21 protein-coding genes and 1 tRNA gene are annotated in these 22,459 nt (G+C 64.5%); 5 read left to right on the top strand and 17 right to left on the bottom strand.

Translation table 11 applies throughout. The annotated features are described in order from the left end of the window. Positions 1-14 precede the first annotated feature (14 nt). The gene (locus AC1Z32_RS26630; RefSeq protein ID WP_483481839.1) at positions 15-281 is read left to right on the top strand and encodes a PAAR domain-containing protein; all 267 of its coding nucleotides are present in this window, start codon (positions 15-17) and stop codon (positions 279-281) included. Between the two features lie 60 nt (positions 282-341). Here AC1Z32_RS26630 and AC1Z32_RS26625 read toward each other — a convergent pair whose 3' ends face one another. The 9 genes from AC1Z32_RS26625 to AC1Z32_RS26585 form a co-directional block, all read right to left on the bottom strand. Further along, entirely contained in the window at positions 342-533 is a 192-nt protein-coding gene (locus tag AC1Z32_RS26625; protein WP_483481838.1) for a hypothetical protein, read from the bottom strand. A gap of 11 nt (positions 534-544) precedes the next feature. Continuing rightward, positions 545-1,690 carry a hypothetical protein gene (locus tag AC1Z32_RS26620; protein WP_483481837.1) on the bottom strand — a complete coding sequence of 382 codons (1,146 nt, stop codon included), beginning with the start codon at positions 1,688-1,690 and terminating at the stop codon, positions 545-547. Then, positions 1,687-2,115, bottom strand: coding sequence for a hypothetical protein (locus AC1Z32_RS26615; RefSeq protein WP_483481836.1), 429 nt, complete (start codon positions 2,113-2,115; stop codon positions 1,687-1,689). Before AC1Z32_RS26615 ends, AC1Z32_RS26620 begins: the two co-directional genes overlap by 4 nt. A gap of 5 nt (positions 2,116-2,120) precedes the next feature. Further along, on the bottom strand, positions 2,121-2,717 hold the full coding sequence (locus AC1Z32_RS26610; protein ID WP_483481835.1) for a phage tail protein: 597 nt from the start codon (positions 2,715-2,717) through the stop codon (positions 2,121-2,123). 76 nt (positions 2,718-2,793) lie between these two features. After that, positions 2,794-2,870, bottom strand: a tRNA-Ile gene (locus AC1Z32_RS26605). A 135-nt stretch (positions 2,871-3,005) separates the two neighbouring features. Further along, entirely contained in the window at positions 3,006-5,063 is a 2,058-nt protein-coding gene (gene rpoD / locus AC1Z32_RS26600) for an RNA polymerase sigma factor RpoD (RefSeq protein WP_483481834.1), read from the bottom strand. A gap of 457 nt (positions 5,064-5,520) precedes the next feature. Then, the gene (gene dnaG / locus AC1Z32_RS26595; RefSeq protein ID WP_483481833.1) at positions 5,521-7,404 is read right to left on the bottom strand and encodes a DNA primase; all 1,884 of its coding nucleotides are present in this window, start codon (positions 7,402-7,404) and stop codon (positions 5,521-5,523) included. 20 nt (positions 7,405-7,424) lie between these two features. Next, complete coding sequence (locus tag AC1Z32_RS26590) at positions 7,425-7,871, bottom strand: GatB/YqeY domain-containing protein (RefSeq protein WP_062603606.1); 447 nt, start codon at positions 7,869-7,871, stop codon at positions 7,425-7,427. A gap of 258 nt (positions 7,872-8,129) precedes the next feature. Beyond that, on the bottom strand, positions 8,130-9,356 hold the full coding sequence (locus tag AC1Z32_RS26585) for a BaiN/RdsA family NAD(P)/FAD-dependent oxidoreductase (protein WP_483481832.1): 1,227 nt from the start codon (positions 9,354-9,356) through the stop codon (positions 8,130-8,132). A 76-nt stretch (positions 9,357-9,432) separates the two neighbouring features. Here AC1Z32_RS26585 and tsaD point away from each other — a divergent pair, with 76 nt between their 5' ends. Next, positions 9,433-10,461: a tRNA (adenosine(37)-N6)-threonylcarbamoyltransferase complex transferase subunit TsaD gene (gene tsaD, locus AC1Z32_RS26580; RefSeq protein ID WP_483481831.1), complete on the top strand. Its 1,029-nt coding sequence runs from the start codon at positions 9,433-9,435 to the stop codon at positions 10,459-10,461. A gap of 16 nt (positions 10,462-10,477) precedes the next feature. On the opposite strand, the gene AC1Z32_RS26575 is transcribed toward tsaD, so the two are convergent. Further along, a complete protein-coding gene (locus AC1Z32_RS26575; protein ID WP_483481830.1) occupies positions 10,478-11,104 on the bottom strand; it encodes a glutathione S-transferase family protein in 627 nt (208 codons plus the stop codon). Between the two features lie 37 nt (positions 11,105-11,141). Beyond that, on the bottom strand, positions 11,142-12,371 hold the full coding sequence (locus AC1Z32_RS26570; RefSeq protein WP_483481829.1) for an MFS transporter: 1,230 nt from the start codon (positions 12,369-12,371) through the stop codon (positions 11,142-11,144). A 105-nt stretch (positions 12,372-12,476) separates the two neighbouring features. Between AC1Z32_RS26570 and AC1Z32_RS26565 the strand changes: the two genes are divergently transcribed. Continuing rightward, the gene (locus AC1Z32_RS26565) at positions 12,477-13,394 is read left to right on the top strand and encodes a LysR substrate-binding domain-containing protein (RefSeq protein ID WP_483481828.1); all 918 of its coding nucleotides are present in this window, start codon (positions 12,477-12,479) and stop codon (positions 13,392-13,394) included. Positions 13,395-13,401: 7 nt separating this feature from the next. Here AC1Z32_RS26565 and folE2 read toward each other — a convergent pair whose 3' ends face one another. The 4 genes from folE2 to AC1Z32_RS26545 all read right to left on the bottom strand — a co-directional run bounded on the left by folE2 (position 13,402) and on the right by AC1Z32_RS26545 (position 17,576). After that, positions 13,402-14,208 (bottom strand): GTP cyclohydrolase FolE2, encoded by an 807-nt coding sequence (gene folE2 / locus AC1Z32_RS26560; protein WP_483481827.1) that lies wholly within the window; start codon positions 14,206-14,208, stop codon positions 13,402-13,404. 143 nt (positions 14,209-14,351) lie between these two features. After that, on the bottom strand, positions 14,352-16,268 hold the full coding sequence (gene dxs / locus AC1Z32_RS26555) for a 1-deoxy-D-xylulose-5-phosphate synthase (RefSeq protein WP_483481826.1): 1,917 nt from the start codon (positions 16,266-16,268) through the stop codon (positions 14,352-14,354). Between the two features lie 88 nt (positions 16,269-16,356). Next, entirely contained in the window at positions 16,357-17,244 is an 888-nt protein-coding gene (locus tag AC1Z32_RS26550; RefSeq protein WP_483481825.1) for a polyprenyl synthetase family protein, read from the bottom strand. Next, complete coding sequence (locus AC1Z32_RS26545) at positions 17,241-17,576, bottom strand: exodeoxyribonuclease VII small subunit (protein ID WP_483481824.1); 336 nt, start codon at positions 17,574-17,576, stop codon at positions 17,241-17,243. Before AC1Z32_RS26545 ends, AC1Z32_RS26550 begins: the two co-directional genes overlap by 4 nt. 310 nt (positions 17,577-17,886) lie before the next feature. On the opposite strand from AC1Z32_RS26545, the gene AC1Z32_RS26540 reads away from it, so the two are divergent. After that, positions 17,887-18,993: an aromatic ring-hydroxylating oxygenase subunit alpha gene (locus tag AC1Z32_RS26540; RefSeq protein ID WP_483481823.1), complete on the top strand. Its 1,107-nt coding sequence runs from the start codon at positions 17,887-17,889 to the stop codon at positions 18,991-18,993. 99 nt (positions 18,994-19,092) lie between these two features. Continuing rightward, positions 19,093-19,962 carry a sulfurtransferase gene (locus AC1Z32_RS26535; protein WP_483481822.1) on the top strand — a complete coding sequence of 290 codons (870 nt, stop codon included), beginning with the start codon at positions 19,093-19,095 and terminating at the stop codon, positions 19,960-19,962. A gap of 14 nt (positions 19,963-19,976) precedes the next feature. Here the strand turns inward: AC1Z32_RS26535 and AC1Z32_RS26530 are convergent, their stop codons facing one another. Both AC1Z32_RS26530 and AC1Z32_RS26525 read right to left on the bottom strand, forming a co-directional pair. Then, positions 19,977-20,852, bottom strand: a complete 876-nt coding sequence (locus AC1Z32_RS26530) for a dienelactone hydrolase family protein (protein ID WP_483481821.1) — start codon at positions 20,850-20,852, stop codon at positions 19,977-19,979. A 206-nt stretch (positions 20,853-21,058) separates the two neighbouring features. Next, on the bottom strand, positions 21,059-22,432 hold the full coding sequence (locus tag AC1Z32_RS26525) for an NAD(P)/FAD-dependent oxidoreductase (RefSeq protein ID WP_483481820.1): 1,374 nt from the start codon (positions 22,430-22,432) through the stop codon (positions 21,059-21,061). Positions 22,433-22,459 lie beyond the last annotated feature (27 nt).

Raw genomic sequence — 22,459 nt, 5'->3', positions numbered from 1 at the left:
ATCACCATGCCAAAATGATTGCGCTGGAAGGGAATCTCACGACAACAGGAGGGCGTGTGCAGGATGGCGACGACTCGATGCTCGACGACGGAAAGATGATCGCGCGGCACATGGGTCTCGCTTCATGTCCGCTTTGCGGCAAACCTGGGCCGATGCTCGGCACCGCCGTGAATTGGCGGTTTGGCCGATCGCGCTGTGTGGCTGACGGCGATATTGTGATGTGCGGTTGTCCGCCTGGCACCAATCGAGTGATCGCGCGCTCGACGATATTCGATAGCTAAAACGCGGCATCCGTGCTGTCCAATGTTCTCGATTTTGAGTTTCGTGGTGTCACCTCTTGGTCATGGTTGAGGGATGTGAGGAAGAAGCCGCGAAGGCGGCGCTGACGGGATCGTGTGCTCGGGCAGTTGAATGCCCCCGCCATGCCCGCCGACATCGCTCAGGGCGTTATGGTCGCCCTCGATGTGCACGAAGGTGCAAGCGCCGAGCGTGAGCAACACGCCGACCATGCCCATCCGCACGAGCCGGTTCATGATCGAGCGCCTTATGCGACTTTGGCCAGTGACAGGTGGCCACGGAGCATCAGCGAGGTTTGCGTGTTGGCGCCGAGCACGTTCGTAAAACCCGCCCACACGTGATCGTGTTCCCCAATCGATGGCGGCCCCGCGATCACGAGCGAGCCGAGTATGCCGCCCTTCACCTGCGTACCAAGCGGCAGGTCGGGAAAGCGTCGCACCGCTTGCTGATAGACACCTGGATAGCCGTAGCCCACACACACGGAGAACGTCACTTGCGCGGGGACTTGCCACTGGTCCTCAACCGGCGCGAGGATCTCGGCGTCGGCATCGATCAGATACAGGCCCGTGGGCACCGAAATGGAATTGTCGCTGTTCAGCGTGAACTGGAAGCCGCCGAAGGTGTTCGTGGCCGCACTGAAATCCAGCTCGTAGTGATCGCCCTTGTCGATGCCGCGTGTACCGGCGTAGCCGAGCTCGATATACAAGCCCGAGGCCGAACCGCTCAGCGATGACGGCTTATTGAAGATTTGCGCCACACCCGACGTGGCGTTCCAATCGCTATTCACCTGCGCGGCCGGAATCGTCGGCGTGCCCGAGAGGTCCGCGTACTGGCCCGAGGTCGCGTTCCAGTCGGCATTGACTGGCGCGGCCGGAATGGCGGGCGGATCAATGAGGTCCTCATAGCGTCCACTGGTCGCGACCGTCGCGAGATCCGGCCGGTTCAGGATCGCGCTCGGGCCGCTCACCGCATTCCAGTCGGGGTTCAGGGAGAGCCAGTTCGCGGCACTGCCGTCCGTCGCGTCCGGATTCGTCTCGTTGTCGTCGGCGAGGTTGAACCAGAACCCCCGCCCATCGGCCCGCAGCAGCACCGCGCCCGCCGGATAACCGCCCACGATCGGATCGGTCGCGAACGCCGGGTTGTAGGTGAACGCGCCACTCGCCTGCGCCCATCGGGCGGCCTGCGACAGCAGATAAAGGATGCCATTCATATCCTTGCCGAATGGCGGCACGCCGCCTTGCAGCACAGGTGTCATCGTGAGCGGCGGAAAGCCGTCGTTGAACGAGGCCGCGCCCTTCGTGACGCTGATCTGCGAGGACTGCGCAATGACGTTGCGCTCGCCGTTCACGGCGAACGGCGCTGGCATCCCGTCCGGGATATCGGCGGCTTTCATGGCGATGGCGGCCGCGACATCAACGCGTCAAGCGGCAAGGTCTCGCCGATGTCCGTAATGACGCGCTGGCTGCCGTCCGCGAGCCAATACGTCGTGCCACGGAAGTCGGCGAGCACTTTCCACTGCCCGTCGACGATCGCCGCAATCTGGTTCGCGTCGACAGCGGGCTTGTTGTCCGCCGTGGGCAGCGCCGGTGCGGCGGGCGTCGGATCGGGTTCAGCAACCGGATGCAACGGATGGACTGTCCATTCGCCATTCACGAACACCATGACGCCCCAGCACGGGTCGTATTCCGGCGGCGCAATCAGCGTTACGCCGGGCGGCAGGAGGTAGTCGCCGGGCATGTGCGGATCCTCCTGCACCTGTGTTGCGCCGAGGAGCACGCCCTGAGCATCGCACTGGTAGGCAATGGTCAAGTTCGTCATGGCGTTCAGTACTTGATGAGGTAATTCGCGACCAGGTTTTTGCCGCGCGTTTCAGACTCGCTACTGGCCCCGACCGTGATGCCGGTGGCGCTGGCATAAAGGCCGATACTCGAACCCGACACCCCGACGCCGACGTTCGAGAAAGCAGGTGCGGTGAATAGACCAATCCTCCCATCGGCGTTGGTCTGCCCGGTATCGATATGGACGTTGACGTCGCCACCACTACCTACGTCATTGAAAAAGGCACTGCCGTTGCTCCCGGCATGCCAGTGTTGGCCGTCCGAGACGGGGTGACTGTGTCCGCCATCCCAGACACCGTGGGTATGGAGCGGATCATTTAAGGCGTGTGCGTGCGCGCTGAAGCTATCGCCCTGATATGAACCCAACGTGCGCCCCGGGTCCAGCCCACGCCCGTTGTCGAGACCGCGCAGCACGACGCCCCGGGTATCCGGCAGACTGAACGTGGTGGAGCCGTTGCCCGCGCCGTAGGTGGTGTCGATCACCGCGAACAGCGCCGCGTAGGTGGTGCGGGAGATCGCTGCACCATTGGCCATCAGGAAACCTGGCGGCACCACGCCCCCGAAGAGGTCATGTACCCACATCGTCCCCGAAATTGTCCCTGGAGGCTTCCTCGTGGGACAAAATAACGCTATCTATTTGATTTTACAACGATAGTCGTGGTGGGCCGGGTGGGACTCGAACCCACTATCGGTCGATTATGAGTCGACAGCTTATACCAGTTAAGCTTCCGGCCCTTCCTGACAAGCGAGGGCAAAAAGAAAGCGCCGCTATCGGGCGCTTTCTGTCACTTCCGAACATTGCGCTGGGCGGCTCTCGAAGGGAAGCGAGTTTGCCTCACAACGCCTCTCAATACAAGCCCGACCGTCTTGTCAGTTCCCTTCGAGGAACGATTTGAGCTTGTCCGACCGGCTCGGATGACGCAGCTTGCGCAGCGCCTTCGCCTCGATCTGGCGTATCCGCTCGCGCGTCACGTCGAACTGCTTGCCAACCTCCTCCAGCGTGTGATCCGTGCTCATCTCGATTCCGAAGCGCATCCGCAGCACCTTCGCCTCGCGCGGCGTCAGCGAATCGAGCACGTCCTTCACGACATCGCGCATACTCGCATGCAACGCCGCATCCGACGGCGCCACCGTGTTCGTATCCTCGATGAAATCGCCGAGATGCGAGTCGTCGTCGTCGCCGATCGGCGTCTCCATGGAGATCGGCTCCTTCGCGATCTTCATGATCTTGCGGATCTTGTCCTCCGGCATTTCCATCTTCTCGGCAAGCGTCGCCGGATCCGGCTCGAGGCCGGTTTCCTGCAAGATCTGCCGCGAGATGCGATTCATCTTGTTGATCGTTTCGATCATGTGAACCGGAATGCGGATCGTGCGCGCCTGGTCCGCAATCGAACGCGTGATGGCCTGACGAATCCACCACGTCGCATACGTCGAGAACTTGTAGCCGCGACGATATTCGAACTTGTCCACCGCCTTCATGAGGCCGATGTTGCCTTCCTGGATCAGATCGAGGAACTGCAGGCCGCGGTTCGTATACTTCTTCGCAATCGAAATCACGAGACGCAGGTTCGCCTCGGTCATCTCGCGCTTCGCCTGACGCGCCTTCAGCTCGCCCGCCGCCATCTGCCGGTTGGTTTCTTTCAGGTCCTTCAGCGGCAACACCACGCGCGCCTGCAGATCCAGCAGACGCTGTTGCTGCTCACGGATCGCCGGAATATTGCGCTCCAGCACCGCGCTGTACTCGTGCCCTTCCGCAACGACCTTGTCGGCCCATTCGAGGTCCGTTTCGCTGCCCGGGAAGCGCGTGATGAACTCCGCGCGCGGCATGCCGCATTTGTCGACGACCGTGTGCAGAATCTGGCGCTCGACCTGACGCACCTCATCCACTTGCGCACGCAGCGTGTCGCACAGACGCTCGACAGTGCGCGCCGTGAAGCGGATGTTCATCAACTCCGTCTGGATGGCTTCCTGCGCCTTCAGATACGCCTTCGACTTGTAGCCTTCCTTCTCGTAAGCGCGGCGCATCTTTTCGAACCACTCGCTGATGAGCGCGAACTTCTCGAGCGACTGGAGTTTGAGAGCTTCGAGTTGCGCGGCGTTCGCGCTGGCTTGCGCGCTGCCGTCGTCCTCTTCTTCCTCTTCCTCGTCGCCTTCTTCCTCGGCTTCCTCGTCCTCCGACTCGATCGCCTCGGCCTCCTGCTCCGAGAAGCCGTCCGTATCCTGGGCGTTCGGATCGATCAGGCCGTCGACAAGCTCATCGACGCGCACTTCCTCGTTCTGCACGCGCTCGGCCATCGCGAGGATATCCGCGATGGTCGTCGGGCAGGCGGAGATCGCCATCACCATGTGCTTGAGGCCGTCTTCGATGCGCTTCGCGATTTCAATCTCGCCCTCGCGCGTCAACAGCTCGACCGTGCCCATCTCGCGCATGTACATGCGCACCGGGTCGGTCGTGCGGCCGAATTCGGAATCGACGGTAGAGAGCGCGACTTCGGCTTCTTCCTCGACTTCGTCGTCGGAGGAGGCGTTCGGCGCGTTGTCGTTCAGCAGCAGCGTTTCGGCATCGGGCGCCTGCTCGTACACCGCCACGCCCATATCATTGAACGTGCTGATGATGCCTTCGATCGCCTCGGTTTCCGTGAAGTTATCAGGAAGGTGATCGTTGATCTCGCCATAGGTGAGGAAGCCGCGTTCCTTGCCGAGCTTGATGAGCGCGCGCAGCTTGCCGCGCCGCTCTTCGAGTTCCTCGACGGTGCCGGGCGCGCTCGATGAAAACGCGTCCTTCAGAAGCGCTTTCTCCTTCGCGCGGCGATCGCGAGCCCTGGCCTTTTCGACCTTCGCCGCGGGAGCGGCGCCAGACTCTGCGTTTTGCGTTGCGTCGTCTTCGACGGATACATCGTTCAGCTTTTTCGTCATGGAGTTCGCCATACCGGCTCTAGTCTCGACTCGCGGCTGCTGGACAACAGCCGATGGAACCGTGAATACCCAATACGCGCACGCTGCTTCGTCCTGCGTGCCCTGCCCGGGGCGCCATTTCGGTTCGGACGAGTGTGAATCGCCTCTCCTCGCCTACCCTCAATAGCAGCCGCTTCCCTTGCGCCCGTCTGTTCGTCGGCGTGCTTAACCGTCCGTTTCGTGTGATTTATGCGGCATGCGCCACCTAGAACCGCATCGCGCCACATCACGGACAGCCGATTTCAACCAGCGCCTTTCTGCTCCCCCAACCGGCCAACGCGCCGGCTTTACCGCATGACTGCTTCGAATGCTCGATGCCAAATGATCTTTGCCAACGGTTCGATGTCTCGTTCGCCCTCTGCTAAAGGCAGGAAAAACGTTCAAACAGTTGACAAAAAGCAATTCATTTTGAACTTTTTATTATAGCAGTTCACCTTCCTCCAGCCGGGCTCGTGCCCCGTCCGGCCTTGATCTGCGCGACTTTCGCCGACAGATCCGAAAACTCCGCGACCTCTTCCGCCGAAAGGCTCGACTGCCGCGCCAATTGGTCCAGCCGCGCCCGATAGCTGTCGTGCCGCAGCTTGACGACCGTCGCCTGCAATTCTTCGGCGAGCAGGCGCCTTTGCTCTTCGACTCGCTGCGCCGCGTCCTCGTCGGCCGGGTCGCGCATCAGCAAATCGCGAACGTTTTCATCATAGGCGAGAATTTCCTGGAAGATATCGTCGTACGTGGGCGCGTTTGCTGCATTTCTCAAGATCTCCGACAGCAACTGGAATTCCGCTGCGTTCCCTAGTTCGCGGGCGTGCGAGATCACCTCGCTGAACAATTCGCCGTGCTCGGTCATCGTGACGAGGGTGCCCTCGCTGTCCTGATCGAGCGAAACGGCAATGCCCGGATACATCACGAGATTGCGCAACGCGCGCTGTTCCTGCCCCGTCACGCGACGGCGCTCGCTCTTCGGCACGTTCGCGCGCGCAACGGCGGCCGCGCGCGAATCGATGTCGCACAACGCGGCAATCTCGGTGAACGGCGTGTCGAGCCGATCCGCGAGCATATGCAGGATCTGCACCCGCAGCGCATTCGCGGGCAGCGCCTGAAGCAGCGGCTTCGCGTCGAAGAGGGCTTTCGCGCGGCCTTCCGGCTGCTCAAGCTCCTTGTCGTTCAGCACCTCGTTCAGAAGGAACTGAGACAAGGGCATCGCGCGATCGACCTGCTCGCCGAAACCGTCCGTGCCGAATTCGCGCACGTAGCTGTCAGGATCGTGCTCTTTCGGCAGAAAGAGAAACTTGATCGTCCGGTTGTCCGCCGCGTGCGGCAACGCCGCCTCCAGCGCGCGGCGCGCGGCGCGTCGGCCGGCCGAATCACCGTCGAAGCTGAAGACGACAGTGTCCGTCTGGCGAAAGAGCTTTTGCACGTGGACCGGCGTGCAAGCCGTGCCGAGCGTCGCCACCGCGTTCGCGAAGCCGAGTTGCGCGAGCGCGACGACATCCATGTACCCTTCGACGACGAGCACGTAGCCCAGTTCGCGAATCGCGAGACGCGCCTCGAACAGTCCGTATAACTCGCTTCCCTTGCTGAACAACGGCGTTTCCGGCGAATTCAGATACTTGGGCTCGCCGCCGTCGAGCACGCGCCCGCCAAAGCCGATCACGTTCCCCTTCACGTTACGGATCGGGAACATCACCCGCTCGCGGAAACGGTCGTAGCGGCGCGCCTGGCCCTGCGAATCGGTTTTCTCGCTGACGATCACGAGGCCCGATTCCACCAGGTTGTCATCCCGATAATCAGGAAACGCGGCTTCGAGGTTCTGCCAGCCATCCGGTGCGTACCCGAGCCCGAAGCGCGCGGCCACCTCGCCGGTCAGTCCGCGTTTCTTGAGGTAAGCGACCGCGTTCGCCGCACCGCGCAGTTGCTTGCGATAGAAATCGCACGCGGTTTGCATCACGTCGGTCAGCGCGACGCTGACCGCCTTGCTCGGCGCGCTCTCGCCGCTGGTGCCGCCGCCACGGAATGAGTTCGAAGGCTCCTGCGGCACCGTCAAACCCGCGCCCTGCGCAAGCTCTTTCACGGCCTCGGGAAACGTGAGGCCGGTGTGCTCCATCAAAAAGCCGATGGCGGTGCCGTGCGCGCCGCAGCCGAAGCAGTGATAGAACTGCTTGGTCGGGCTAACCGTGAACGACGGGCTCTTCTCGTTGTGAAACGGGCAGAGACCCATGAAGTTCGCGCCGCCCTTTTTCAACTGGACGTAACGGCCCACCACGTCGACGATATCGACGCGGTTGAGCAAATCCTGCAGGAATGCGTGCGGAATCACCGATCAGTCAGCAGCGGAGGTTACTTGGCGAGTGCTGCCTTCACCTGCGCCGAGACGGCGGTCATGTCGGCCTTTCCGGCGAGCTTCGGCTTCAGCACGCCCATCACCTTGCCCATGTCCTGCGGGCCGGCGGCGCCCGTCGCGGCGATGGCGGCCTGCACTTCGGCGGCGATCGCATCGGCGGAAAGCTGTTCCGGCATGTAGGCCGACAGCACCGCGAGTTCCGCCTTTTCCTTGTCGGCGAGATCGGTGCGGCCCGCGGCCTCGAACTGGCTGATCGAATCCTTGCGCTGCTTGATCATCTTGTCGATGACGGCGGTGATGCCCGCGTCGTCGAGCGTGACGCGATCGTCGACTTCACGCTGCTTGATTGCCGCGAGCAGCAGGCGAATCGTGCCGAGGCGCTCGGTTTCCTTCGCGCGCATGGCAGTCTTCATGTCGTCGTTGATCTGGTCTTTGAGGCTCATCGTTCACCCGGTGCAATTGCGAAAGTTTGGATTCCGGCGGGCGCCGGCCGGGCCGCGAAAGCAAAAACCCGCTTGGGAAACGCCTCCTCAAGCGGGATTGTTTGCGAGCCGTTCCGAGCCGCGGCGAGCACTGAAGCCAGGCTTGCCGCGATAACCGTCCGAGCGCCAGCCAGAGCGGAGAGAATCCTCCGATGACCGTCTGAGTATAGCAAACGGGTACGCATTTCGAGACTCGCCAAAACCCCCGCGAATGCGCGCTCAGCCGGCCGCCGCCGCGCCCCGCGCGAACTCGGCGGCAGCCTTGCCCGCCGCGACGCCCGACGCCCACGCCCACTGGAAGTTGTAGCCGCCGAGCCAGCCGGTGACATCCACGGCCTCGCCGATGAAATAAAGCCCGGCGACGCGCTCGCTCATCATCGTCGCCGACGAAAGCTCGCGCGTGTCGATGCCGCCGCGCGTCACTTCCGCCTTGCGATAGCCCTCGGTGCCGCTCGGCATCAGCGTCCAGTTCGACAGCGATGCGCCGATGGCGCGCAAAGTGCGATCGGGCAGATCGGCGAGACGCGCATCGACGGACACGCGCTGCGCTTCGAGCCACGCGTGCGCGAGACGCGCGGGCACGTGCTCGGCGAGGAAGTTGCCGATCTGCTTCTTCGAGCCCGCTTTCGCTTCGATCAGGATCTCGGTGGCGTCGGCGTCCGGGAGCAGATCGACGTGGATCGGCTCCGACGTGTTCCAGTAGCTCGATATCTGCAGCACGCCCGGCCCCGACACGCCGCGATGCGTGAGCAGCAGGTCCTCGTCGAACTCGCCGCGCGTTTTGCCCTTGCCCGTGCCGATGCGCACCGGCAGCGAAAGCCCCGAAAGCGCGGCGAACGGCGCCCAGTCGGCGGACGTGAACGTGAGCGGAACCAGCGCCGGACGCGTATCGACGAGCTTGTGGCCGAACTGCTTCGCGACGCGATAGCCGAAGTCCGTCGCGCCGATCTTCGGAATCGACAGGCCGCCTGTCGCGATGATGAGCGCCGCCGCGCCGATCGCGCCCGCGGTCGTGTCGAGCGAAAAGCGCGCGCCGTCGTGACGGATCTCATGCACGCTGACCGGACGCCGCCACACGACGCCGCCCGCATCGCACTCGCTTTTCAGCAGGTCGATGATCGTGTCGCTGGAGTCGTCGCAAAAAAGCTGCCCCTTGTGCTTCTCGTGCCACTTCACGCGGTATTGCTTCAGCAGCGCGAGAAAATCGCGCGGCGTGTAACGCGCGAGCGCGGAACGGCAAAAATGCGGATTCGCCGACAAAAAATTGGCCGGCTGCGCGTTGATGTTGGTGAAGTTGCAGCGCCCACCGCCGGAGATGCGGATTTTTTCGGCGAGACGCTCGGCGTGGTCGATGAGCACGACGCGGCGCCCGGATTGAGCGGCCACGGCCGCGCACATCATGCCGGCCGCGCCCGCGCCGATGACGGCGATATCGAAGGATTCCATGGCGCGCATTTTACCTGCGGGACGCGATTTACTCGCCGCTGCTATACTTTTCTGTTACCTCTGACGCTTTGAATCCATGCTCGTTCTAGGCATCGAAAGCTCCTGCGACGAAACCGGCCTCGCCCTCTACGACACCGAGCGCGGCCTGCTTTCGCACGCCCTCCACTCGCAAATCGCGATGCATCGCGATTACGGCGGCGTCGTGCCGGAACTGGCTTCGCGCGATCACATCCGGCGCGCGCTGCCGCTGCTCGAGGAAGTGCTGGAGAAGTCCGGCGCGAAACGCGGCGATATCGACGCCATCGCGTTCACGCAGGGGCCGGGGCTCGCGGGCGCGCTGCTCGTGGGCGCGAGCATCGCCAATTCGCTCGCGATGGCGTGGGACAAGCCGACCGTCGGCATCCATCATCTCGAAGGGCATCTGCTGTCGCCGCTGCTCGTTGCCGAACCGCCGCCGTTTCCGTTCGTCGCGCTGCTGGTGTCGGGCGGGCATACGCAGCTGATGCGCGTGACCGATGTCGGCGTCTACGAGACGCTCGGCGAAACGCTCGACGATGCCGCCGGCGAAGCCTTCGACAAAACCGCGAAGCTGCTCGGCCTCGGCTATCCGGGCGGGCCGGAAGTGTCGCGGCTCGCAGAATTCGGCACGCCGGGCGCGGTCACGCTGCCGCGTCCGATGCTCCATTCAGGCGATCTCGACTTCAGCTTCAGCGGCCTGAAAACCGCCGTCCTCACGCAAAGCCGCAAGCTCGGCAACAACGTCTGCGAGCAGGCAAAGGCCGATCTCGCGCGCGGTTTCGTCGATGCGGCGGTGGACGTGCTCGTCGCCAAATCGCTGGCCGCGCTGAAGAAGACGGGACTGAAGCGGCTCGTCGTGGCGGGCGGAGTGGGCGCGAACCGGCAGTTGCGCGAGGCGCTGTCTGCGGCGGCGAAGAAGCGCCGCTTCGACGTGCATTATCCCGACCTCTCGCTGTGCACCGACAATGGCGCGATGATCGCGCTCGCGGGCGCGCTGCGGCTTGCGCGCTGGCCCGAACAGGCCGTGCGCGACTACGCGTTCACCGTGAAGCCGCGCTGGGATCTGACATCGCTCGCGCGCGCCTGAGCCTGAGCCCGGACATTCAGCGCGGCGGATTGAACGGCTGCACGATCGCCGTGAAGACCGCCAGCATCTCGCAGCGGTCGCTGTGGCCGATGAGCGTGGGCCAGCGCGTCGAACTGAAAATCTCCGGATGCGCCTCGCGCGCGAAGCGCAGCGCGCAGGCCACGGCGATATCCGCGTGGCCGATCGCATCGCCGAACCAGTAAGGCATCGCGCGCGCGGCGCGGTCCGCCTCCAGCGCATTCAGCACGCGCTCGACCTGCCCCGTGCAGCGATCGAGCCACGCCTGCGATTTCTCCTTGTGCAGCACGCGTTCGTAGACGAGCGCGACGGCCTTGTCGGCGAGGCCCATCGCGAGCGCGCAGACCTTCAGCGCCTCACGCCGTTGCTCGCCGCGCGATGCGACCAGCGCGCGCGCCTCGCCCGCCTGTTCATCGAGGTAATCGAGGATCATCGTGCTCTCGATGAGCGTATCGCCCGAATCGAGCACGAGCGTCGGCACGCGGCACAGCGGGTTGTACGGCGCGATCTTGTCGGCATCGCCGAACGTCGACCACGGGCGATGCTCGTACGCCATGCCGTAGAGATTCAGCGTGATGGCGACGCGCCGCACGAACGGGGAATCGTATTGGCCGATGAGAATCAAGATGCGCTCCGCGTGGTCGATTTCTCAGACGGACAGTTTAAGGTCGCGCGGGCCGGGGAAACAACAGCAGTGCAAACGACGCGCACACGCCCGCCGCGAGCCACACGACCGCCCACGATCCCGCCGCGAGCACTTGCGGAATGACGAGCGGCGTGAGGAAGAAGCCGGCGTAGACTGCCGTGTTCGCCATGCCGAGCGCGGTGCCGGCGCGTTCGGTGCCGGCGAGCGTCGCCAGTTCCGTGTACGCGACGCCGTGCCACGCCGAGACGCAGATGCCGGCAAATACGAGTATCGACGCGAGCAGCACCGGTGCGTGCGCAGCGCCACTCGCCGTCGCCGCCGCCAGCACCACGAACGACGCCGACGCCACGATCACCGACACGCGCATGTACGCACGCCGGTTGCCGCGCCGGTCCGTATGACGGCCGCTCCAGACGCGCATGGCCATCGCGCCGAGCTGGATCGCGCCCATCGTCGCGCTGATCGCGCTCACGCCGAAATGACCGGCATCGTGCAGAAACACGGTCGCGAACGTCAGCACCGCGAACTGCGGCACGCACAGGATGCCGATGCCGAGCACGACGCGCCAGACCAGCGCGTTCGTCAGCGGTGCGGCGCTCTTGCTCGCGGCCGCGCGATGCATAGCATCAGGCGGCTCGTGCAGCCAGCGCCAGGCCAGGGCGCCGGAGACCGCGCACATCGCCCCCAGCGCGCCGAACACGGCCGCAAAGCCGTGCGACGACGCGAGCCACGGCAACAACGCCGCGCCGATGCCGCCGCCGAGCGGCACCGCCGTCTGCCGGATGCTCATCGCGAGGCCGCGCTCGCCTTCGGCGAACCACGCCATCACCGCGCGTCCGCTCGATCCGTTCACGCTGCCGCCCAGCAGGCCGAGCGCGCACATCGCGAAGACGAGCCAGCCGAGCGTGGCCGACGACGGCAGCGCGAAGAGACTCATCGCGACGAGCACGGCGGCGGTGGACAGCAGGCCCGTCAGCAGAACCGGACGGTCGCCCCAGCGATCCGTCAACACGCCCCAGGGCAATTCCGAGAGCGCGACACCCAGTCCGAGCGCGCCGAGCACGAATCCCAGTTCGCCGTTGCTCAGGTGATAGCCGCTGCGCATCCACACGGCCGTGGTCGGAATGCCGGCCGCCGCAGCCGAGAAGCTCGCGTTGGCCGCCACGCCGACGCCGAGCACCTTCCAGCGATGCCCGCCGCCGAGCGCGGACGCATATTTCGATTTCAGTACGAGAGGAGTGGCCATCGTGCAGTCCATGTCGGATTTGACTGCGGCCAGTTTGAAGGCTTAGGATCGTCCTGAAAATCACAAAGTTCTTCATCCATCATTCGGAAAATCAGGACGATTGCCATGAGCCAGACGACATTCGATCTCGCGGTGCTGCGCAGCTTCGTCGCGGGCATGGACCTGGGCAGTTTCGCGAAGGCGGCGGACCGCGTCGGACGCTCGACATCGGCGGTGAGCGCGCAGCTCCGCAAGCTGGAGGAACAGGCGGGCGCGGCGCTCTTTCGCAAGTCCGGGCGCGGCCTCGCGCTGACGGACGCGGGCGAAGTGATGCTCGGCTACGCGCGGCGGCTCGTCGAACTGAACGACGAAGCCGCCGTGGCGATTCGCGGCGTCGATCTGGAAGGCTGGATCCGGCTCGGATTGCAGGAAGATTTCGGCGAAGTCGTGCTGCCCGATGTGCTCGGCCGCTTCGCGCGAGCGCATCCCAAGGTGCGGATCGAAGCGCGTGTGGCGCGCAATACCGAGTTGCTGGAGCGCATCGATACGGGGCAACTCGATCTCGCGCTCGTGTGGGGCACGGGCGGCGTCACCGGCGACAGCAACGCCGCCATGATCGCCGAGCCGATAGCCGCGCCGCCGATGCGCTGGATCGCGTCGTCGACGGTTCCTTGGCAATACGACCCCGACGAGCCCTTGCCGCTCATCGCGTTCGATCGGCCGTGTCTGTTTCACAGCGCGGCGGCCGCGGCGCTCGACCGCGCGGGCATCAAATGGCGGGTGGCGTTTACGAGCCCGAGCCTGTCGGGCTTGTGGGCGGCGGCGGCGGCCGGTCTTGGCGTGACGGTGCGCACGCGCTACGGATTGCCATCGACGGTGCGCGCGCTCGATGCCGGCGAATGCGGATTGCCCGCATTGCCGTCGATTCCGCTGGCATTGCATCGCGCGCCGGGGAGCGCTTCGCCGCCGGTCGAGCGGCTGGCGTCGCTGGTGATGGCGTCCGTGCGGGAAGCGCACGTTTCATCGGAAACGGCGCTCGCGTGACACGGACTCAGGCGTCGCGGCGCTTGTCCCGCTCGATCACCGCATACGCGCTGTGATTGTGGATCGACTCGAAGTTCTCGGCTTCGAGCACATACGCGACGATGCGCTCGTCCGCGTTCAGGCGCGTCGCGACATCGCGCACGAGGTCTTCGACGAACTTCGGGTTCTCATAAGCGCGCTCGGTCACGAACTTCTCGTCGGGGCGCTTCAGCAGACCCCACAGTTCGCACGACGCCTCTTCTTCCGCGATGCGAATCAGATCCTCGACCGCGACGTCGCCCGCGAGCTCCGCCGTGATCGTCACGTGCGAGCGCTGGTTGTGCGCGCCGTACTGCGAGATTTTCTTCGAGCACGGGCACAGGCTCGTCACGGGCACGAGCACTTTCATCGAAAGGCGGGTTTCACCGTCGCGCCGCTCGGCGATGAAGGTCGCTTCGTAGTCGAGCAGGCTTTGCACGCCGGACACAGGCGCCGTCTTCATCACGAAGTACGGCAGGCTCACTTCGATACGGCCGGAATGCGCTTCGAGCTTGGTCAGCATCGCGGCGAGCAGCGTGCGCAGCGCGGTCTGATCGAGCGGCTCGCCATTCTCTTCCAGCAGCGCGACGAAGCGCGACATGTGCGTGCCCTTCTGGTCGGCGGGCAAATGCACATCGAGGTTCCACACGCCGACGCTCGGCTGCACGCCGTTCGCCGTGCGCACCGACAACGGATGCCGCACGCCCTTCACGCCGACGCGCTGAATCGCGATCTGGCGCATGTCGGGGGTGCTCTGAACGTCGGGCATCACGAAGGCGGGATTCATCTGATTCATTTGTTTTGTCCTTATGCGCCGCGCGTCACGCAAGACGCGAGCGGATCGAAACGTTGAAGCGCACACGGCGCGGGACAATGCCCGCGCCGTGTGTCGAAGCGTTGAAGCGCGGCGCGCCCCGAGCGCGCCGTTCCTGCGATGGGTCAGGCGACGCGCTTGGTGAGCTTGCCTGCGTGAGCGTTTTCGACGGCGTCGATGAAGCGCTCGCGAATCGACTTGACGATGCCGGCCGCATCCAGCCCGACGCTCGAAAGCAGCTTGGCGGGATCGCCATGATCGATGAAGACGTCCGGCAGGCCGAGTTGCAGCACAGGCTTCACGACGGAGCTTGCGAGCAGCGCCTCGACGCACGCGGAGCCCGCGCCGCCCATGATCGCGCCTTCCTCGATCGTCACGATGGCGTCGTGCGTCGCGGCGAGTTCGCGCAGCAGGTTGGCGTCGACCGGCTTCACGAAGCGCATGTTGGCCACCGTCAGATCGAGTTGTTCGGCGGCGGCGAGCGACGGCGCGACCATCGTGCCGAACGCGCAGATCGCGATGCGCTTGCCCGAGCCGAGCTTCTGCGACGACTCGCGGCGAATCTCTCCCTTGCCGACGGGAATCGCGGTCATCTGCTTGACGGTCGCGACACCGGTGCCCGCGCCGCGCGGATAGCGCACGGCCGTCGGGTTCGGCTGCTGGAGCGCCGTGTAGAGCATCTGACGGCATTCGTTTTCGTCCGATGCCGCCATCACCGTCATGTTCGGGATGCAGCGCAGGAACGCGAGGTCGTAATTGCCCGCGTGCGTCGCGCCGTCCGCGCCGACGAGCCCCGCGCGGTCGATCGCGAACACGACCGGCAGGTTTTGCAGCGCGACGTCGTGGATCAACTGGTCGTACGCGCGCTGCAGGAAGGTCGAATAGATCGCGACGACGGGCTTCATGCCGTCCGCCGCGAGACCGCCCGCGAACGTCACGGCGTGCTGCTCCGCGATGCCGACATCGAAATAACGGTCCGGGAAGCGCTTCTCGAACTCGACCATGCCGGAGCCTTCGCGCATTGCCGGCGTGATGCCGACCACGCGCGAATCCTGCGCCGCGGCGTCGCACAGCCATTCGCCGAACACTTGCGTGTAGGTCTTCTTCGAAGGCGCCGTCGACGGCTTGATGCCTTCGGCCGGATTGAACTTGCCCGGGCCGTGGTAGAGCACCGGATCGGCTTCGGCGAGCTTGTAGCCCTGGCCTTTCTTCGTCACGACGTGCAGGAATTGCGGGCCGCGCAGTTCCTTGATGTTCTGCAGCGTCGGGACCAGCGAATCGAGATCGTGGCCGTCGATCGGCCCGATGTAGTTGAAGCCGAACTCCTCGAACAACGTGGCCGGCACGATCATGCCCTTCGCGTGCTCTTCGAGCTTGCGGGCGAGATCGAGCACCGGCGGCGCGTGACGCAGCACACGCTCGACGCCCGCGCGCGCGGCGGCGTAGAAACGGCCCGACATCAGACGCGCGAGATGGCGATTCAGCGCGCCGACCGGCGGCGAGATCGACATGTCGTTGTCGTTGAGGATGACGAGCAGCGGCACGTCGTCGGCAACGCCGGCGTTGTTCATCGCCTCGAAGGCCATGCCCGCGGTCATCGCGCCGTCGCCGATCACGGCGATCGAATAGCGGTTGTCGCCCTGCAGCTTGTTGGCGATCGCCATGCCGAGCGCCGCCGAAATCGACGTGCTCGAATGCGCGGTGCCGAAGGTGTCGTACTCGGACTCGGCGCGTCGCGGAAAGCCGGAAATGCCGCCCAGCTGGCGCAGACCCGGCATCTGTTCACGGCGGCCGGTCAGGATCTTGTGCGGATACGTCTGATGACCGACGTCCCAGACGATGCGGTCATTAGGCGTATCGAACACGTAGTGCAACGCAATCGTCAGCTCGACCGTGCCCAGATTGGACGACAGATGGCCGCCCGTCTGCGACACGCTGTCGAGCACATAGGCTCGCAGCTCGTCGGCCAGCGGTTGCAGTTGGCGGCGATCGAGGGCGCGCAAATCGGCCGGATCGTCGATGGTTTTCAGCAAGTCGTACATCGTCGTCCCATTTTAGGAAAACTGGCGTGATTCGTTCGGCGCGATTGTTTCGTTCCTCGCGCCGTGGGGTTCGTCACGCGTTCAACAATCAATTCACCCGGTTCACGACCAGGTCGGCAAGCTCGGCCAGGCGCTGGCCGCGTGCGCCGAACGGCTGGATCGCGGCGTGCGCGTCGCGGCCGAGCTGCGCGGCGAGCTCGCGCGACGCGGCGAGCCCGATGATCGATACATACGTGGGCTTGTCGTGCTGCGCGTCCTTGCCGGCGGTCTTGCCGAGCGTCGCGGAATCGGCGGTGACATCGAGGATGTCGTCGACAACCTGGAACGCAAGGCCGATCGCGGCGGCATACTGGTCCAGCGACGCGAGCGCGTCCGCGCCCGGATGCGCGCCCGCGAGCGCGCCCATTCGCACCGAGGCGCGCAGCAGCGCACCCGTTTTCTTGCGATGCATCGTCTCGAGCTCGGGCCGCGACAGCTTGCGCCCGACGCTTTCGAGGTCGATGGCCTGTCCGCCCGCCATGCCGAGCGAACCGCTCGCGACAGCGAGTTCGCGCACGAGCGCGGCTTGCTGGCTATCGTTCAGACCGTTGCCTTCGGCGGTCAGCGCGACGAACGCCTGCGATTGCAGCGCGTCGCCGACGAGCAGTGCCGTCGCTTCGTCATATTGGATGTGTACCGTGGGCTTACCCCGGCGCAATGCGTCGTCGTCCATGGCGGGCATGTCGTCATGCACCAGCGAATAGACGTGAATCATCTCGAGCGCAGCGCTCGCCGCTTCCACGGCTCGCGTGGCCGCGCCGGTCAGCTCGCCAGCCGCGTGGACGAGGAGCGGGCGAACCCGCTTGCCGCCGCCCAGCACGGCATAGCGCATCGCCTCATGCAGGCGCGCGGGCGCGACGTCCGTGCCCGGAAGATAGTGTTCGAGTGCGGTCTCGACGCGGTCGAGCGTCGCGCGCATCCATTGTTCGAAGGTCATAGGTCGTCGTCCCCGTTGTCGTTCAAGGCTCCCGCACCCTGGGTCGCACGCTGTACCTCGGCGGGCAGCGGCTTGAGCGTCTCGCCGTCGAGAACGCGCACCTGCTGCTCGACTTTTTCGAGCTGTTGTTGGCAAAAGCCTACAAGCGCCGCGCCGCGGCGATACGCCGCAAGCGATTCCTCGAGACTCAGCGCGCCCTCTTCCATGCGCGCGACGAGCGATTCGAGTTCTGCCAGCGCCGCCTCATAGTTTTCCGGAAGCTGCGCGGCGTCCGCGCTCTGCGCGTCGGCGCCGGTTTTATCGCCCGTTTCCTGGATAGCGGTCTTCGCCATGAATCGTGGATGTGCAATTGAATTTTGGAACCAAGTCGCACATTCTACGGCAAAAGCCAAATTTTCGACCCGCATCCCGTCCGCATCCAAGGCTGGTCACCGCCTTCCGGCATTTTCGCCCGAACCTTGCGCGCCATGCCATCCGCACTCGCCCACGGGGCGATTGTGAGGAACTCTCGCGACAATTTATACCCAAATCAAGACCTTATGCGCCCCTTCGTGGCGAATTTCGGTATAATCGCGGGCTCCCTAAATCGAATCTTCGATGGTTGGGTTGTTCACTGCTTTCACGTTTTCATCGGGAGTGGGAATGTCCAATCTGAGCAATGCATTGCAGCTGAACGCCATTCACAGTCAGCTGCCAGTCACGGCTTACTTTGACGAAGCGCTTCTTACGCGCGAACTCGACATACTTTTCAAGCAGGGTCCACGCTACGTCGGGCACGAACTCATGGTTCCCGAAGCGGGAAACTATTTCGCGCTTCCCGGCGAGGGCGAAGGGCGCGTGCTCGTCCGTAACCAGCAGAACAATATCGAACTGCTGTCGAACGTGTGCCGCCACCGCCAGGCGATCATGCTCAACGGCCGCGGCAGCGCGGACAACATCGTCTGCCCGCTGCATCGCTGGACCTACGATCTCAACGGTCAGCTGCTCGGCGCGCCGCATTTCGCGGACAAGCCCTGCCTGAACCTCGGCAAGACTTCGCTGCAGAACTGGCAAGGCCTGCTCTTCGAATCGGAGGGCCGCAACATCGCCGCGGATCTCGCGAGGCTTGGCACGGCGAAGCATTTCGACTTCTCTGGCTTCATGTTCGATCACGTCGAAGTGCACGAGTGCAACTACAACTGGAAGACCTTCATCGAGGTCTATCTGGAGGACTATCACGTCGCGCCGTTCCATCCGGGCCTCGGCAGCTTCGTGTCGTGCGACAACCTCGAGTGGGAGTTCGGCGACTGGTACAGCGTGCAGACCGTCGGCGTCCACAAGAATCTGGAGAAGCCGGGCAGCCCGACATACCGCAAGTGGCACGACCAGGTCCTGCGCTTTCGCAACGGCGCGCCACCCGAATTCGGTGCGATCTGGATGGTGTATTACCCCGGTCTGATGATCGAGTGGTATCCGCACGTGCTGGTCGTGTCATGGCTCATTCCGCACGGCACGCAGAAGACGACGAACATCGTCGAGTTCTATTACCCCGAAGAAATCGCGCTCTTCGAGCGTGAGTTCATCGAGGCGGAACGCGCCGCGTACATGGAAACCGCGCGCGAGGACGATGAAATCGCCGAGCGCATGGATGCGGGCCGCCGCGCGCTGATGTCGCGTGGCGAGAACCAGGTCGGGCCGTATCAGAGCCCGATGGAATCCGGCATGCAGCACTTCCACGAGTTTTTGCGGCATCAACTCGGCGCCATTTGACGGCGATGCGGTCATCAGGAAAAGACGGGCTTTCGGGCCCGTTTTTTCTTTTAGACTATTGATTCATCCCGCATCGCAAGCGCCGCCTCAGGAGCCGTCATGCCGCACACCCACTACACCACGCTCATCTCGGCGACCAATCTCGCCGAACGGCTCGCCGCCGCGCCTGGCAGCATCCTCGTGTTCGACTGCCGCTTCGACCTAGCCGCGCCCGATTCGGGCGAAGCAGCTTACGCGCAAGGCCATATTCCCGGCGCGCACTATCTCCATCTGGATCGCGATCTGTCCGGCGTCAAGACGGGCACGAACGGACGCCATCCGCTGCCCGAGCGCGCCGCGCTCGTTGCGAAGCTCGCGAGCTTCGGCATGAACGAAGGCCAGCAGGTGGTCGCCTACGACGCGCACGGCGGCATGTACGCCGCGCGTCTCTGGTGGCTGTTGCGCTGGCTCGGGCACGATTCCGTCGCGCTGCTCGACGGCGGCCTGCAGGCGTGGGAGGCCGCGGGCAATCCGCTCGACACCGCCGCGCCGCCGAAGGCGCAGGGCACGTTCAAGGCCGCCGCGCCGCTGCAGGTGACCATCGACGCGCAGGCGATCGAGCGCAGCATCGGCACGCGCGATCATCTGCTGATCGATGCGCGCGCCGCCGACCGTTATCGCGGCGAGAACGAAACGATCGATCCCGTCGGCGGGCATATTCCCGGCGCGCTCAATCACTTCTTCAAGAACAACCTGACCGCGGACGGCCGCTTCAAGACCGCGCACGAATTGCGCGAGGCGTTCGGCACGCTGATCGGCGCGACGCCCGCGGACCGCATCGTGCTGCAATGCGGCTCGGGCGTGACGGCGTGTCACAACGTGCTCGCTATGGAAATCGCCGGCCTGCACGGCGCGGCGCTCTATCCCGGATCATGGAGCGAGTGGAGCACCGATCCGGGCCGGCCGGTCGCGACCGGGCCGAACCCCTGACGGCGCGATGCGCGCTATTTGACGCCATGCCCGCGGAACCACGCGAGCGTGCGCTTCCAGCCGTCTTCGGCATCCGCCTTGCGATAGCTCGGACGATAATCCGCGAAGAACGCATGCCCCGCGTCGTCGTACACGACGAACTGCGAGTTCTTCGCGGGCGGAGGGTCGTTCGCGAGCGCCTGTTTCATCTGCTCCAGAGTGTCCTGCGGAATGCTCTGATCTTGCCGGCCGTATAGGCCGAGCACGGGCACCTTGAGCTGGCTGGCGAGATCGAGCGGATTATTCGGCGTCGTCTCGGTCTTGTTGCCGACGAGCCGCCCGTAGAACGCGACCGCCGCCTTGAGATTCGGGTTGTGCTCCGCATACAGCCACGAAATGCGCCCGCCCCAGCAGAATCCGACGATTCCCGCGCGCTTCGGATCGCCGCCATGCTCGCCCGCCCATTTGATGGCCTGATCGATGTCGGAGATCACCTGTGAATCCGGCACTTTCGATACGACCTGCTCGTTGAGCTGCTGAATCGAGGGATACGCCTTCGGATCGCCCTGACGCGTGAAGAACTCGGGCGCAATGGCCAGATAGCCCTGCTTCGCGAAGCGACGGCACACGTCGGCGATATGCTCGTGAACCCCGAAAATCTCGTGAACCACGATGACGACCGGCAGATGCGTCTTGCCCTTCGGTTGCGCGCGATAAGCGGGAACGAGCGTGCCGTCCGCGCCGCGAATACCGATGGCGCCCGCTTCGAGGCCGTTGTCATCGGTATGGATGGTTTGCGCCGACACCGGAAGCACTGCGGCCGCGAAGCCGGTGCCGATGGTTGCCTTGATGAAGGTGCGTCGGTCGAACGGGACGTGCGGAATGAGGCTGTCGACTTCAGGGTCTAGCATGTGTCGCTCCCGCGGCAAGGCCGTCGCGGCGAGTGCTCCCTTGCGCGAACGGCACGGATCGTTGAAAACCGCGCGACGTGTTCAAGGCGTCACGAGGCGCGGCGCTGCACGACGGTGAACGGGCGAACCAGCGAAATGCTTCGCCTTCTCACGCGCCGCCCATTCTAAACAGCTTTCAACGAATGACGCAGGGGTTCTATTCCGCGTCAGTGCAACTTCACGCGCGGAGCGGTGGAGCGGCGCAGCCAGTGCGCGACGGTATCGAGCACCATGCGTGCATAGCCGTGCAGCGCCGCGACGTGCAGACGGTAGAGCGACATGTACATGAAGCGCGCGAAGAGCCCTTCGATCAGCATGTTGCCACCGATCAGCCCGCCCATCAGATTGCCGACCGCGCTGTAATGCCCGAGCGACACCAGCGAACCGAAGTCGCGATAGGTGTATTCGGGCAGAGGCTTGCCCTGCAAAAGCCGCTCGAGCGACTTGAACAGAAAGCTCGCCTGCTGATGCGCGGCCTGCGCGCGCGGCGGCACGTTGCGCTCGTTGCCGGGCCACGGGCACGCGGCGCAATCGCCGAGCGCGAAGACGTTGTCGTCGATTTCCGTTTGCAGCGTGCGGCGCACGATCAACTGCCCGAGGCGGTTGGTCGGAAGACCGTCGAGATTGGAGAGGATGGCCGGCGCCTTGATGCCCGCCGCCCAGACCGTGAGATCCGCGCGGATCGTCTTGCCGCTCGCGGTGCGGATCGAATCGTTCGACACTTCCGCGACCGTCTCGCCCGTCATCAGCTTCACGCCGAGTTTGGTGAGCAACTCCGCGGTCGCGATGGATACGCGCTCCTGCAGCGCGGGAAGGATGCGCGGCCCGGCTTCGATCAGCACGATGCCGATATCGTGTTTCGGATCGAGCTTGTGCAGCCCGTAGGCCGACAGCACTTGCGCCGTGTTGCGCAGTTCCGCCGACAATTCGACGCCCGTCGCGCCCGCGCCGACGATCGCGACCTGGATGCGCGGCGCGCCTTCGACGACCGGTTCGGCGGATTCGATCTCGCCGTTCGCGACCACCGCCGCGACGGGCTCCGGCGCGAAATGCTCGGCGCGCATGCACGCCGCGATCAGGCGCTTGCGGAAGAGCTCCGCCTGACCGACGGTATCGAGCGCGATCGAGTTCTGCTGCGCGCCTTCGACGCCGAAGAAATGCGTCGTGCTGCCAATGGCGATGACGAGCGTGTCGTACTCCAGCTCGCGCTCGGGCAACAGCTCGCCCGCTTCTTCATCGCGCAGCGCGCCGATCGTGATGCGCTTTGCCGCGCGATCCAGCCCGACGAGCTCGCCCTGCTGGAATTCGAAGCCGTGCCACAAGGCCTGCGCGGCGTATTCGAGCTCCTGCGTGAACGGGTCCATGCTGCCCGCCGCGACTTCATGCAGGAGCGGCTTCCAGATATGCGTCGGGTTGCGGTCGACGAGCGTGACTTGCGCTTTCGGCGGTGTCTTTTCGTCCGTCGAGCCGAAACGGTCGCCGAGGCGAGTCGCGAGTTCGAGGCCGCCAGCCCCTCCGCCGACGATGATGAAGCGATGCATGGCACTCTCCCTATGCTTTTATAGTCG

It is taken from the genome of Caballeronia sp. 11_S32 (assembly GCF_056930355.1).
Note: the sequence above shows the minus strand (reverse complement) of the source record. Positions and strands in the feature narration are given on the sequence as shown.

Excerpts from the sequence above, each read along its gene's own strand:
- AC1Z32_RS26630 (WP_483481839.1), top strand. The coding sequence starts at position 15 with ATGATTGCGCTGGAAGGGAATCTCACGACAACAGGAGGGCGTGTGCAG.
- AC1Z32_RS26625 (WP_483481838.1), bottom strand. The coding sequence starts at position 533 with ATGAACCGGCTCGTGCGGATGGGCATGGTCGGCGTGTTGCTCACGCTC.
- AC1Z32_RS26620 (WP_483481837.1), bottom strand. The coding sequence starts at position 1,690 with ATGAAAGCCGCCGATATCCCGGACGGGATGCCAGCGCCGTTCGCCGTG.
- AC1Z32_RS26615 (WP_483481836.1), bottom strand. The coding sequence starts at position 2,115 with ATGACGAACTTGACCATTGCCTACCAGTGCGATGCTCAGGGCGTGCTC.
- AC1Z32_RS26610 (WP_483481835.1), bottom strand. The coding sequence starts at position 2,717 with ATGTGGGTACATGACCTCTTCGGGGGCGTGGTGCCGCCAGGTTTCCTG.
- rpoD (WP_483481834.1), bottom strand. The coding sequence starts at position 5,063 with ATGGCGAACTCCATGACGAAAAAGCTGAACGATGTATCCGTCGAAGAC.
- AC1Z32_RS26590 (WP_062603606.1), bottom strand. The coding sequence starts at position 7,871 with ATGAGCCTCAAAGACCAGATCAACGACGACATGAAGACTGCCATGCGC.
- AC1Z32_RS26585 (WP_483481832.1), bottom strand. The coding sequence starts at position 9,356 with ATGGAATCCTTCGATATCGCCGTCATCGGCGCGGGCGCGGCCGGCATG.
- tsaD (WP_483481831.1), top strand. The coding sequence starts at position 9,433 with ATGCTCGTTCTAGGCATCGAAAGCTCCTGCGACGAAACCGGCCTCGCC.
- AC1Z32_RS26570 (WP_483481829.1), bottom strand. The coding sequence starts at position 12,371 with ATGGCCACTCCTCTCGTACTGAAATCGAAATATGCGTCCGCGCTCGGC.
- AC1Z32_RS26565 (WP_483481828.1), top strand. The coding sequence starts at position 12,477 with ATGAGCCAGACGACATTCGATCTCGCGGTGCTGCGCAGCTTCGTCGCG.
- folE2 (WP_483481827.1), bottom strand. The coding sequence starts at position 14,208 with ATGAATCAGATGAATCCCGCCTTCGTGATGCCCGACGTTCAGAGCACC.
- dxs (WP_483481826.1), bottom strand. The coding sequence starts at position 16,268 with ATGTACGACTTGCTGAAAACCATCGACGATCCGGCCGATTTGCGCGCC.
- AC1Z32_RS26550 (WP_483481825.1), bottom strand. The coding sequence starts at position 17,244 with ATGACCTTCGAACAATGGATGCGCGCGACGCTCGACCGCGTCGAGACC.
- AC1Z32_RS26545 (WP_483481824.1), bottom strand. The coding sequence starts at position 17,576 with ATGGCGAAGACCGCTATCCAGGAAACGGGCGATAAAACCGGCGCCGAC.
- AC1Z32_RS26540 (WP_483481823.1), top strand. The coding sequence starts at position 17,887 with ATGTCCAATCTGAGCAATGCATTGCAGCTGAACGCCATTCACAGTCAG.
- AC1Z32_RS26535 (WP_483481822.1), top strand. The coding sequence starts at position 19,093 with ATGCCGCACACCCACTACACCACGCTCATCTCGGCGACCAATCTCGCC.
- AC1Z32_RS26530 (WP_483481821.1), bottom strand. The coding sequence starts at position 20,852 with ATGCTAGACCCTGAAGTCGACAGCCTCATTCCGCACGTCCCGTTCGAC.
- AC1Z32_RS26525 (WP_483481820.1), bottom strand. The coding sequence starts at position 22,432 with ATGCATCGCTTCATCATCGTCGGCGGAGGGGCTGGCGGCCTCGAACTC.